This window comes from Mycobacterium sp., from assembly GCF_019247635.1.
Classification (GTDB): Bacteria; Actinomycetota; Actinomycetes; order Mycobacteriales; family Mycobacteriaceae; genus Mycobacterium.
Genome location: NZ_JAFBAR010000107.1, coordinates 75,586 through 88,029, shown reverse-complemented (window position 1 = coordinate 88,029; position 12,444 = coordinate 75,586). Strand labels below are relative to the sequence as shown.

The window sequence follows — 12,444 nt, the reverse complement described above, 5'->3', positions numbered from 1 at the left end:
GCGGGTGGAAGGCAACCACGTCACCAACTGCGATGACCCGGCGACCGCCCGCAAGGTACACCAGTTGCGGGATCTGCTTGTGCGGGTGGATGATCCGGTGGGCGGTGGGAGCGGCGTCGGCAACATGGAGACGTTCGCGCTCGGGGCATTTCCCGAAATCGGCCTGACTCAAGAGAATTCATTCCTATGACGGTCCCGCGCAATTGGGCCGGGAAATCCTATGACGCACCGGACTCGGCCGGCTGGGGGAAGCCGACGATGTCGCCGAGGCCATCGTCGCGGTGCTCGAAATGAGTTGGGTGACAGGGCAAACCGTATTCGCCGACGGTGGCCTGGCGTTGTACAGCCCGATCAACGCCTACGGGCAGATGCAGCGAGTCATCGGCGGGCATGCCACCGATTGAACCCGCAAAGCAGCTCCGCGCTAGCCCAGCATCGGGAAGCGACGCTGGCTGGTGAGCTCGTTCAGACGTCTCAGCGGATGGACAGGCCTGTCACCGCGCGAGAAATCACCAGGCGCTGAATCTCGCTCGTTCCCTCGAAGATCGTGAATATCTTCGCGTCGCGGTGCATGCGCTCCACGGGGTAGTCGCGGGTGTATCCGTTGCCGCCGAGGATCTGGATGGCTTCGTCGGTGACATAGACCGCGGTCTCGCTCGCCACCAGCTTGGCCATCGAACCTTCCGCGGCGTCGAAGGCCTGATTGTTGCGCGCCATCCAGCCGGCCCGCCACACCAGCATGCGAGCCGCGTCGATCCGGCTCTTCATGTCCGCCAGCTTAAACGCCACCGCCTGGAACTCTCCGATCTTGCGGCCGAATTGCTCACGCTGGCAGGCGTAATCGAGCGCGTACTCGTAGGCGGCGCGGGCCACACCGACGGCCATCGCCCCGACAGTGGGCCGGGTACGCTCGAACGTCTTCATCGCCGCCTGCCCGCCGGTGGAGGCACCGGACTTGACGCGGGCGATCCGCGCCTCGAATTTCTCTTGGCCGCCGAGAATGTAATCCTCCGGCAAACGCACGTCGTCGAGCACGACCTCGGCGGTGTGCGAAGCGCGGATACCGTGCTTCTTGAACTTTTGTCCCTGCGCGAAACCTTTTGTGCCCGATGGGATGACGAAGGTCGCCTGGCCGCGTGTGCCGAGCTCGGGATAGACCGAAGCCACCACGATGTGCACGTTGGCGATTCCGCCGTTAGTCGCCCAGGTCTTGGTGCCGTTGAGTACCCACTCGCGGGTCGCCTCGTCGTAGCGAGCGCGAGTGCGGATGGCCCCGACGTCGGAACCCGCGTCGGGTTCCGACGAACAGAATGCACCGAGCTTGGGTTCTTCGGCCGTGCCGAACATTTCCGGCAGCCAGCGGCCCAGCTGTTCGGGAGTTCCGTTGCCCGCCAACGCCGCTGCGGCCAGGCCTGTGCCCATGATGGACAGCGCGATACCGGCGTCGCCCCAGAACATCTCCTCGAATACGGCGAGCATGCCGATCCCCGTAGGCTCCGCCGCCTGCTGCGCGAACAGGTCGGGGGAGTAGAGCCCGACCTTGGCGGCCTCCTGGATCACAGGCCAGGGGGTTTCCTCCCGCTCGTCCCATTCTGCCGCGGCGGGGCGGATCACGTCGGCGGCGAACTTGTGCACCCAATCGCGCACCTCGATCACGTCGTCGCTGAGTTGCATTGAGAATGTCACAGCTGTGCTCCTGAAATCGGTTGGTGGTTAACGGTTTCGGTAATGAGCGAGGACGCTGACGGTCTGGTTGACCCACGCCTCGAAGTAGCGTTCGTCATCGATATTGCCGGGGGAGCGGCCGGTCAGCGCCTGCAGCGTGGCTGCGTAGGACAGCGACGCGATCGCCACCGCGGCAGCCGCCGGGGGATCGGGGATGCGCGTTCGGCCCGAGCGGTTGGAGGCAGCCAGTTCGTCGGCGAACCGTTGATAGGCGTTGTCGGTGATGATCTGCCACGTTTTCTCTTCGAGTTCTCCTAGCTCCTCGGGCTCGCGCAGCATCACCTTGAGCACGTCCTCGCTCTGCTTGAGGTTGTTCCAGATCAGCCGTCCCGCGGTGCGCACCGCCTGTTCGACGCTGTCCGGCTCCCCGGCGTCATACTCTTCGCGCGCGGCGACGATGCTGTCGATTCGGTAGGCAACGGCGGCCTCCAGTAGCTCGCGCTTGGAAGCGAAGTGTTTGTAGAGCGCACCCGACCCGGGCGCCAGGCCGGACTGCCGCTGGATGTCGGCGACGGACGTCGCCGCGTACCCCTTGGCGGCAAAGAGCCGCAACGCTGCGGATAGCAGCCGATCACGGCCCGAAGCAAGCATAGTGAGAGAGTACTCACTCACTAGGCAAGTTGGCAAATGGCGCGACCCGGACCCACGGTGCCGGGACCCTCGGCGCACTAGGCTTTGGAATATGGAAATCCGGAGACTTTTCTTGGAATGGCCCGTCGTCCGTCAGTTGCGATCTGGGGATGTGTTAGGCCGGGGGCCTGCGGTGACTTCCAAGCACACCCGCGAGATCGCCCCTCGCACGTCCACGGCAGACCGGGTCGTGCAAAGCGTGTGTCCCTACTGCGCCGTCGGCTGTGGGCAACGGGTGTATGTCAAAGACGACCGCGTGGTGCAGATCGAGGGTGATCCCGATTCGCCGATCTCGCGCGGCCGTCTGTGCCCGAAGGGATCGGCCAGCGAGCAGCTGGTCAACTCCCCGGGGCGGCAGATCAAGATGCTCTACCGCGCCCCCCGCGCCACCGAATGGCAGCCGCTGGACCTCGACACCGCCATCGACATGGTCGCCGACCGCTTCGTCGAAGCGCGCCGCCACGCCTGGCAGGACATCGACAAGAAGGGTCATCCGCTGCGGCGCACCATGAAGATCGCCGCGCTCGGCGGAGCCACGCTGGACAACGAAGAGAACTACGTCATCAAGAAACTCTTCACCGCCGCGGGCGCCATTCAGATCGAAAACCAAGCCCGTATTTGACACTCCGCCACGGTTCCCGGTCTGGGAACCTCCTTCGGGCGCGGCGGCGCCACCCAGTCACTGCAAGACATGGCCAATGCGGACTGCATTGTCATCCAGGGCTCCAACATGGCCGAGTGCCATCCGGTCGGTTTCCAGTGGGTCGAGGAGGCTAGAGCGCGCGGCGCCAAATTGATCCACGTCGACCCGCGATTCACCCGTACATCGGCGGTGTGCGACAAGCACATTCCGATTCGCGCCGGGTCCGACGTGGTGCTGCTGGGAGCGCTGATCAACCACGTGATCGGTAACGACCTGTGGTTCAAGGAGTACGTGCTGGCGTATACCAACGCGGCGACCCTGATCAACGAAAACTACCGGGACACTGAGGATTTGAACGGCCTGTTTTCCGACTTCGACCCCGAGACGGGACAGTACGACCCGTCGACGTGGGCCTATGCCCTGCAAGAAGGCGACCCCGAACACGGGGCCAGCGCGTCGGATCGTGCGAGCGGCGACAGCTATGGCATGGGCGGACCGCCGTTGCCGCATGCCCGGGTGCTGCGCGACGAGACCCTGCAGCATCCGCGGACGGTGTTCCAGATCCTCAAGCGGCATTACGCGCGTTACACCCCCGAGATGGTGCGCGACGTCTGCGGCATCAGCATCGACGACTTCGGCTACCTTGCCCGGACAATCACCGCAAACTCCGGTCGCGACCGCACCACCTGCTTTGCCTATGCCGTCGGATGGACTCAACACAGCCTGGGCGCCCAGTTCATCCGCACCGCAACGATTTTGCAGCTGCTGCTGGGCAACGTGGGACGGCCGGGCAGCGGCATCATGGCGCTGCGCGGGCACGCGACCATCCAGGGCTCGACGGATATCCCGACGCTGTTCAACCTGCTGCCCGGCTATCTGCCGATGCCAAAGGCCGGTATCCACAACAGTTTCCGCGATTATATTGACGCGGTGGGCCCGAAGGATCAGAAGGGCTTCTGGGCCAACGCCGATACCTACATCGTCAGCCTGCTCAAAGCGTGGTGGGGTGAGGCGGCCCGTGCAGACAACGACTGGGCTTACGACTACCTGCCGCGGCTGTCCGGTCCGCACGGCACGTACCAGACGGTCGTGGCGATGCTCGAAGACGAGGTCGACGGGTACTTCCTGCTGGGGCAGAACCCCGCCGTCGGATCGGCGCACGGCCGGATGCAGCGCATGGGCATGTCGCACCTGAAGTGGTTGGTGGTGCGCGACCTCAACCTCATCGAGTCGGCCACGTTCTGGAAGGACGGACCCGAGATCGCCTCCGGCGAGTTGAAGACGGAGGACATCGAGACCGAGGTGTTCTTCTTCCCGGCGGCCACCCACGTCGAAAAGGCCGGATCGTTCACCCAGACGCAGCGATTGGTGCAGTGGCGCCACCAGGCCGTCGAACCGCCGGGCGACTGCCAGAGCGAGCTCCAGTTCTTTGTCGAGCTGGGCAAGCGGATCCGTGACCGGCTGGCGGGTTCGACGGACGAACGTGATCGCCCGTTGCTGGATCTGACCTGGGACTATCCCGTCAACGAGCACGGCGAACCCGACTCCGAGGCGGTCCTGGCCGAGATCAACGGGTTCCACCTCACCGGGCCGGAAGCGGGCGCGGCGGTCTCGGCGTTCACCGAACTACGCGCGGACGGATCAACCGCGTGCGGTTGCTGGATCTATGCCGGCGTGCGTGCCGGCGGTGTGAACAAGGCCGCCCGCCGTGTTCCGCGCGGCGGCCCGACGCCGAGCCAGTCCGAGTGGGGCTGGGCGTGGCCCGCCGACCGGCGCATCCTCTACAACCGGGCGTCCGCGGACCCCGACGGAAAGCCGTGGAGCGAGCGCAAGAAATACGTCTGGTGGGACAAACAACAGGGCCGCTGGGTCGGTCACGACGTGCCCGATTTCCCGCTTGATCGCGCCCCGGGTGCCCGGCCGGACCCGGACCTCGGCGGACCGGCGGCGCTGGCCGGTGACGACGCGTTCATCATGCAATCCGACGGCAAGGGGTGGCTGTTCGCGCCCAAGGGCGTGGTCGACGGTCCGCTGCCCACCCACTACGAGCCGCAGGAATCGCCGATCGCCAATGCGCTTTACCCGCAACAGCAGAGTCCGTCGCGAATCATGTTCCCGCGCAAGGATAATCTCTGGGCGCCCAGTGCGGGCGATCCCGGCGCCGACGTGTACCCGTATGTGTTCACCACCTACCGGCTCACCGAGCACCACACGGCGGGCGGGATGAGCCGCTGGCTGCCCTACCTTTCCGAACTGCAGCCCGAGATGTTCTGTGAGGTGTCTCCGGAGTTGGCCGCCGAACGCGGTCTGGAACCCTACGGCTGGGCCACCATCATTTCGGCGCGGGCGGCAATCGAGGCCAAAGTGCTTGTCACCGAACGCATGACGCCGCTTGTTGTACGTGGGCACACCGTGCACCAGATCGGGCTACCGTACCACTGGGGTGTGGGGGGTGACGCCGTGGTGAGCGGGGACGCGGCCAACGACCTGCTCGGCGTGACACTCGACCCGAACGTTCAGATCCAGGAGTCCAAAGTCGGTTCGTGCGACATCCGTCCGGGTCGCCGCCCGCAGGGCCAGGCGTTACTGCGCTTGATCGAGGAGTATCAGTCCCGGGCGGGCACGACGGTCGAGACGGACAATATTCGTATCACCGAGCCCCGCATCACGAACCCGGAAAGGGAGGGCTGATGGGCCAACTGGTTGGACCGACCGACCCAGCCGCCGATGCGCGCTGGTCGGATCCCAAGCCGCGCAAGGGTTTCTTCACCGATACCTCAATCTGCATCGGCTGCAAGGCATGCGAGGTGGCGTGCAAAGAGTGGAACCGCAACCCGCGTGACGGCGACCTCGAACTGCTGGGCTCGTCATACGACAACACCGGCCAGTTGGGCGCCAGCACATGGCGGCACGTCGCCTTCATCGAGCAGGGCCGCGATCGGATCGAGCAGGCGCGAGAATCCGGGCAGGCGCTGGTGAACCTCGGCATGCCCGCGCTGCCCGGTTCGGTCGGTACCAGCCCGCCGGACACACCGGAGTTCCGCTGGTTGATGGCCTCCGACGTGTGCAAGCACTGCACGCACGCCGGCTGCCTCGACGTCTGCCCGACGGGAGCGCTGTTCCGCACCGAGTTCGGCACCGTCGTCGTGCAAGACGACGTGTGCAACGGGTGCGGCACCTGTGTGGCCGGATGTCCGTTCGGAGTCGTCGAACGCCGCAGTGACGGCACGTACACAACCCCGGCCAAACGGTCCGAGCGTCCCGAAGAGAAGGTCGTCACCGGCGTCGCGCAGAAATGCACCCTCTGTTACGACCGCTTGGTCGAGAACCAGACGCCGGCCTGCGCGAAGACCTGCCCGACGACGTCGATCAAGTTCGGTGATCACGACGACCTCGTGGCGCAGGCCCGCGAACGGGTCGCGGAATTGCACGCGCGGGGGCTGACCGAGGCCCGCCTCTACGGGGCCAACGAGCACGACGGCGTCGGTGGCACCGGGTCCGTCTTCCTGTTGCTCGACGAGCCGGAGGTCTACGGCTTGCCGCCGGACCCGCGCGTGTGCACCGCTGACCTCTTGCAAATGTTCAAGCGCGCGGGCCTGGCCGGGGCGGGAATGGTCGCTGCTGCGGCGCTGGCGTTCTGGAAGGGCAGGTGAACGCACGATGAGCACGTCGGAGTACGACAGCCTGCGCCCGCCGGAACCGGACAGGGGCAAGCGCCGGTCGGGGAATCGGCGCCGGGGCGGCGGCGGACGTGAGCCGTTGATGGTCCCGGAGGCCGAGTTCACCAGCTACTACGGGCGTCCGGTGGTCAAGCCCGCGCCGTGGGGTCATGAGGTGGGCGCGTACCTGTTCCTGGGTGGGGTGGCCGGTGGGTCGGGTCTGCTGGCCGCCGGTGCCCAGCTGACCGGACGCGCGAAGCTGCGGCGCAACGCGCGGTTGTCCGCGCTCGTCGCTGTGGGGCTCGGCGCCGTCGCTCTGGTCAAGGACCTGGGTCGGCCCGAACGGTTCGTCAACATGATGCGCACCATCAAGCTGACCTCGCCGATGAGCCTGGGTTCTTGGATCCTCAGTGCCTTCAGCGCCGGCACCGGTGTTGCCGTGGCGGCCGAGGTCGACCGTCTGACCGGCGAGCGACTGCCGCTGGGTTGGTTGCGGCCAGTGCTGCGCGCGGTCGAAGGCCCCGCAGGTTTAGAAGCCGGGCTGTTCGCTGCGCCGTTGGCTGTCTACACGGCAGTGCTGCTCTCCGACACCGCGACGCCGACCTGGAACGCCGCCCACGAGGACCTGCCGTTCGTCTTCGTCAGCTCGGCCAGTCTCGCGGCGTCCGGCCTGGCGATGGTCACCACGCCCGTCGCCGAGACGGGACCGGCGCGGCGGCTCGCGGTGCTGGGTGTGGTCGGCGAGCTGGTGGCGATGAAGGTCATGGAACGCCGGATGGATCCCGTGGCCGCCGAGCCGTTGCATCACGGCGATCCCGGCCGGATGCTGCGGTGGAGCGAACGGCTAGCCATTGCGGGTGGACTGGGGACGCTGTTCGGCGGCCGGCATCGCGCGGTCGCCGTGGCTTCGGGTCTCGCGCTCATGACGGCATCGGCGTTGACCCGGTTCGGCGTGTTCGAGGCGGGCAAGGAATCTGCCCGCGACCCGCGTTACACGATCGAGCCGCAGAAGCGCAGGCTGGCCGCCCGGAGGGCGGCCGGCATCACCGGCGACTCGATCACCACGGCGCGTTGATCTGACGGGGCGTTGATCTGACAGGGCGTCATCAGCGCACCTCAATATGGCTGCCGACCGTGGTGTGACCGATCACCGGATGGCCGGGCAGTTCGCCGACGATCAACAGCCCACCCGAGGTTTGGGCGTCGGCGAGTAGTAGCAGCTCATCTTCGGTGACGCCGGCGCTTGGCCGCAGATGTGGTCGCACCCAGTCGAGGTTGCGCCGAGTGCCGCCGGAGACAAAGCCGTCACGCAGCGCGTCGCGGGCGCTGTCGAGCACCGGCACGGAGACGCGGTCGATGACGGCGCCCACTTTGGACGCCCGGCACATCTTGTGCAGGTGCCCGAGCAGCCCGAAACCGGTGACGTCCGTCGCGGCTCTTACGCCGGCGGCTAGCGCCTGCTCGGCGGCGTCGCGGTTGAGCTCGGTCATGGTCGCGATTGCTTCCGTAAACACTTCGCCGGTCTGTTTGTGCCGGTTGTTGAGCAGCCCCAGCCCGAGCGGCTTGGTGAGGGTCAACGGCAGTCCCGGTTCGGCGGCGTCGTTGCGCAGCAGACGGGCGGGGTCGGCCACACCGGTCACGGCCATGCCGTATTTCGGTTCCGGGTCGTCGATGGAGTGCCCGCCGATCACCGGGCAGCCCGCCTCGCTTGCCACCGCCAATCCGCCGCGGAGGACTTCGGTCATCAGCTCCAGCGGCAGCACGTCACGCGGCCAGCCGACGAGGTTGATCGCGACCACTGGGTGGCCGCCCATCGCGTAGACGTCCGAAAGCGCGTTGGCCGCGGCGATGCGACCCCAGTCGTAGGCGTCATCGACGACCGGCGTGAAGAAGTCCGCCGTGGACAGCACAGCGAGATCACCGACCAGAACCGCGGCTGCGTCGTCGCCGTCGTCGAGGCCGACCAACACGTTGGTGCCGGACTGGCCGGCCAGGCCGCGCACCGCTTCCTCGAGCTCGCCCGGAGGGATCTTGCAGGCACAGCCCCCGCCGTGGGCGTAGGAGGTCAGGCGTGTCATGGGCCGAGCGTACTTGGCGTCCCGTTGTCGCATTGGTCACATTTGTCACCTGGTCACGGCTCCGCGCGGACTCCGTGGCTCCGGGAGGCACTACCCAATTTGCCCGCCTCCGAGCGACTTCGCGTGGCGTCGCCGAGGACACGCGCTGTGGACAACTTCGCACGGCGTCGCCGTGGGCAACCCGCTGTGGACAACTTCGCACGGCGTCGCCGAGGACACGCGCTGTGGACAACTTCGCACGGCGTCGCCGTGGGCAACCCGCTGTCGCTCGGAGGTGGGCAAATCGAGGACCACCCGCCGGACTAGGGAACAACGTGACGGATGTCCGTTGTACGGACCGCATCGTCATCCGGCTGGGTTGGATTGCCGGATTCCTCCTCGGTCCGTTGTACGGACCGCGTCGTCATCCGGCTAGGTTGGACCGCGGAGGCGCTTGGGTTCCTGGTGGGCCCCCCGGTCTTCAAAACCGGTGAGATCGAGTAGCTCGGTCTGGCGGGTTCGATTCCCGTTCGCCTCCGCGACTACTTCTTCTCGAGGAGCCAAGCCGCCCTAGGAATCAACGCCACCTGAGGAGCCACGTGACCCAGGTCGACCCGCGCCGCCTGATCCCGCGCACCGATGAGCTGCTCGCGCTCCCCGCCGTGCAGGGGCAGCGGACCCGACTGGGCGAACACGTCGTCAGAGCCGTGGTACGCGATATCCAAGACCAGGCTCGGCGCGGTGAGCTGCCTCCGCAACAGGTATCGGACGCCGTGGTGGCAGCCCTGACCGGGTGCGCGACCACGACGTTGCGGCCCGTGCTCAACGCCACCGGCGTCGTCGTCCACACCAACCTCGGCCGTGCCCCGCTGGCCGCCGGCGCGGTCGAAGCGCTGATCTCTGCGAGCGGTTACGTCGACGTCGAACTCGACCTCGCGACCGGAACCCGCTCGAAGCGGGGAGTCGCAGCGCGCGAAGCGTTGCTCGGCGCGTGCCCGGCGGCCCAGGACGCGCTTGTGGTCAACAACGGCGCGGCCGCGCTGGTGTTGGCGACGACGGCGCTGGCGGCGAGCAAAGAAGTCATCGTCAGCCGCGGCGAACTGATCGAGATCGGCGCGGGGTTCCGGCTGCCGGACCTGATCGCCTCGACCGGTGCCCGCCTCCGCGAAGTCGGCACCACCAACCGCACCCACCTCAACGACTACGCCGAGGCGATCGGCCCGCAGACCGGATGCGTACTCAAGGTGCACCAGAGCAACTTCCGGGTCGAGGGCTTCACCGCCGCCGTCTGCCTGCCTGACCTTCGGACGCTGACCGAGGCTAATGGCGTGCCGCTGGTCGCCGACCTTGGCAGTGGGCTACTCGCGCCCGATCCGTTGCTGCCCGACGAGCCTGACGCCGCTACTACGCTGTCCGACGGCGCCGACGTCGTCACTGCCAGCGGTGACAAACTGCTCGGCGGGCCACAGGCGGGAGTGGTGCTCGGCCGCGCGGACGTGGTCGCCCGGCTGGCCCGGCATCCACTGGCGCGCGCGGTCCGCGCCGACAAACTCACCCTGGCCGCGCTGGAGGCGACCGTCCGCGCCGGCACGACCCCGGCAACCCAAGCCCTACATGCCGATTCCCAACGGCTGCGTGCCCGGGCCGAACGCCTGGCGGCGGCCGTCGGTGGGTCCGTCGTCGCCCATGAGGGCCGGGTCGGCGGCGGCGGAGCCCCCGGTGTGCCCCTGCCGGGATGGGCCGTGCGGCTACCCGAACCCGCCGCCGCGCTCCTGCGGACTGGCGATCCCGCGGTGCTGCCTCGGGTGCACGAGGGTGCTTGTCTGCTCGACCTGCGCTGCATCCCCGAGTCCGACGACCATCGTCTGCTCGCCGCCGTCAGCGCGGCGCTGGCGAGACTGGACGACCACTGAACACTCCGACCAGCTACGCCTCCCACGTCATAGCCACGGCCGGTCACGTCGACCACGGCAAGAGCACCCTGATCCGCGCCCTAACCGGAATGGAGCCCGACCGGTGGGCCGAGGAGCGTCGTCGCGGCCTGACCATCGACCTCGGCTTCGCCTGGATGTCCTTGCCGTCGGGCCGCGAGGTCGCATTCGTCGACGTACCCGGCCACCAACGCTTCCTGGCCAACACACTGGCCGGGCTCGGTCCGGCCCCGGTGGTCTGCTTCGTCGTCGCCGCCGACGAGGGGTGGCAGGCACAGTCCGGCGACCATCGGGATGCATTGGCGGCGTTAGATATTCGTCACGGTCTCATCGTGATCTCCCGGGCCGACCGAGCACCGGAACGCGTCGCGGAGGTCGTCGCGCAGGCTCGCGCGGAGCTGGCCGACACGAAGCTGCGGGATGCGCCGGCGGTCGTCGTGTCGGCGGTCGATGGCACTGGGCTGACGGATTTGCGTGCCGCGCTCGATGCCGTACTGGCTCAGGTGCCCGCGCCCGCGACCGCCGAGCGCGTGCGGTTGTGGGTGGATCGCTGTTTCACCATCGCCGGCGCGGGCACGGTGGTGACCGGGACACTGACCGCCGGCACGCTGGCCCGCGGTGACGAGCTGCAGGTGCTCGGCGCGGAACAGGTGCGGTCGGTGGCCGTTCGCGGCCTACAGAGCCGCGGCGAGCCGTACCCGACGCTGGGCCCGGTGGCGCGCGTGGCGCTCAACCTGCGAGGCGTCTCCCGCGACGCCATCCACCGCGGTGACGCTCTGCTCACCCCGGATGCCTGGCCGAGCACCCGCGCCCTGGACGTGCGTCGCACGACCGGAACCGAATTCACTAATACGCCAATGCAACTCGTCGTACACGTAGGCACCGCGGCGGTCCCCGCCAGGCTGCGTCCCTTCGACGACGACCACGCTCGGCTAATTCTCGAGCGGTGGTTGCCGCTGGTGCTTGGCGACCGACTGGTGTTGCGTGACCCAGGTGGCCACCGGGTGCTCGGGGGTGCCCAAGTGCTCGATGCCGATCCGCCGGCGTTGCGGCGGCGCGGTGACAGCGCGCGCCGGGCCGCAGCGCTAGTTGGGCTGGACGTCGGCGGTGACGTCGCAGCCGAGGTGGCCCGGCGGGGTGCGGTGCGGGAGAGTCACTTGCGCAGGCTGGGACTGCCTGATGCGGTACCCCCTGGGGTGCGGGTCCTCGACGGCTGGTGGGTACACGGTGCGACATACGACGCGTGGGTGCAGCGGCTGCGGACCGCGGTGCAGGAGCTGCACGCACGAGATCCGTTGGCCGGCGGGCTTTCTCGCGGTGCGGCACGCGACTTGCTGGGTCTGCCCGACGAAGCGCTGTTGGACGTGGTCGCGGGTGACGCGGAACTCGACCAGGGGGACGGCCACGTCCGGCTGGCAGGCACCCGCGACGACCTCGGCCGCGCCGAAATCGCTGTCGCCGAGCTGGAGGCGCGGCTGCGAGCCGAGCCGTTTCACGCCCCGGAGGCCTACGACCTGGCGGCGCTGCAGCTGGGTGTCCGCGAATTGGCCGCGGCCGAGCGCGCCGGGCGGGTGCTGCGGCTGCGTGACGGCGTGGTCCTGTTACCGACGGCACCCGCGCTGGCGATGCGGGAACTGGCCCGGCTCGAGCAGCCGTTCACGACGAGCCAAGCGCGGCAGGCGCTTAGCACCACTCGGCGGGTCGCGATCCCGCTGCTGGAATACCTGGATGCGCGCGGTTGGACCCGACGATTGGATGCAGGTCACCGCGAGGTCGTGCGTTAACGCGCATATCCTGAG

At 67.9% G+C, this 12,444-nt stretch carries 8 protein-coding genes, 1 tRNA gene and 1 pseudogene; 7 read left to right on the top strand and 3 right to left on the bottom strand.

Annotated elements, in window-relative coordinates; all coding sequences use genetic code 11:
• A pseudogene (locus JO236_RS18375) lies at nt 1–190 on the top strand (hypothetical protein); the annotation flags it as partial.
• 284 nt (nt 191–474) lie between these two features.
• Here the strand turns inward: JO236_RS18375 and JO236_RS18370 are convergent.
• Together JO236_RS18370 and JO236_RS18365 are read right to left on the bottom strand one after the other, a co-directional pair.
• On the bottom strand, nt 475–1,686 hold the full coding sequence (locus JO236_RS18370; RefSeq protein ID WP_293333587.1) for an acyl-CoA dehydrogenase family protein: 1,212 nt from the start codon (nt 1,684–1,686) through the stop codon (nt 475–477).
• Between the two features lie 27 nt (nt 1,687–1,713).
• Complete coding sequence (locus tag JO236_RS18365; RefSeq protein ID WP_293333584.1) at nt 1,714–2,316, bottom strand: TetR/AcrR family transcriptional regulator; 603 nt, start codon at nt 2,314–2,316, stop codon at nt 1,714–1,716.
• Nucleotides 2,317–2,407: 91 nt separating this feature from the next.
• Between JO236_RS18365 and fdh the strand changes: the two genes are divergently transcribed.
• From fdh to nrfD, 3 genes are read left to right on the top strand one after another with little or no spacing between them, the layout of a single operon-like run.
• Nucleotides 2,408–5,689, top strand: a complete 3,282-nt coding sequence (gene fdh / locus JO236_RS18360) for a formate dehydrogenase (protein WP_293333581.1) — start codon at nt 2,408–2,410, stop codon at nt 5,687–5,689.
• Nucleotides 5,689–6,651, top strand: a complete 963-nt coding sequence (locus JO236_RS18355) for a 4Fe-4S dicluster domain-containing protein (protein ID WP_293333578.1) — start codon at nt 5,689–5,691, stop codon at nt 6,649–6,651. Before fdh ends, JO236_RS18355 begins: the two co-directional genes overlap by 1 nt.
• A 7-nt stretch (nt 6,652–6,658) precedes the next feature.
• On the top strand, nt 6,659–7,732 hold the full coding sequence (nrfD, locus tag JO236_RS18350; RefSeq protein ID WP_293333575.1) for an NrfD/PsrC family molybdoenzyme membrane anchor subunit: 1,074 nt from the start codon (nt 6,659–6,661) through the stop codon (nt 7,730–7,732).
• Between the two features lie 31 nt (nt 7,733–7,763).
• On the opposite strand, the gene selD is transcribed toward nrfD, so the two are convergent.
• On the bottom strand, nt 7,764–8,735 hold the full coding sequence (selD, locus tag JO236_RS18345; RefSeq protein WP_293333573.1) for a selenide, water dikinase SelD: 972 nt from the start codon (nt 8,733–8,735) through the stop codon (nt 7,764–7,766).
• 425 nt (nt 8,736–9,160) lie between these two features.
• Between selD and JO236_RS18340 the strand changes: the two genes are divergently transcribed.
• The 3 genes from JO236_RS18340 to selB all read left to right on the top strand — a co-directional run bounded on the left by JO236_RS18340 (nt 9,161) and on the right by selB (nt 12,429).
• Nucleotides 9,161–9,253: transfer RNA gene (locus tag JO236_RS18340), tRNA-Sec, on the top strand.
• Nucleotides 9,254–9,313: 60 nt separating this feature from the next.
• Nucleotides 9,314–10,627 carry an L-seryl-tRNA(Sec) selenium transferase gene (gene selA / locus JO236_RS18335; RefSeq protein WP_293333571.1) on the top strand — a complete coding sequence of 438 codons (1,314 nt, stop codon included), beginning with the start codon at nt 9,314–9,316 and terminating at the stop codon, nt 10,625–10,627.
• Complete coding sequence (selB, locus tag JO236_RS18330) at nt 10,624–12,429, top strand: selenocysteine-specific translation elongation factor (RefSeq protein ID WP_293333624.1); 1,806 nt, start codon at nt 10,624–10,626, stop codon at nt 12,427–12,429. Before selA ends, selB begins: the two co-directional genes overlap by 4 nt.
• Nucleotides 12,430–12,444 lie beyond the last annotated feature (15 nt).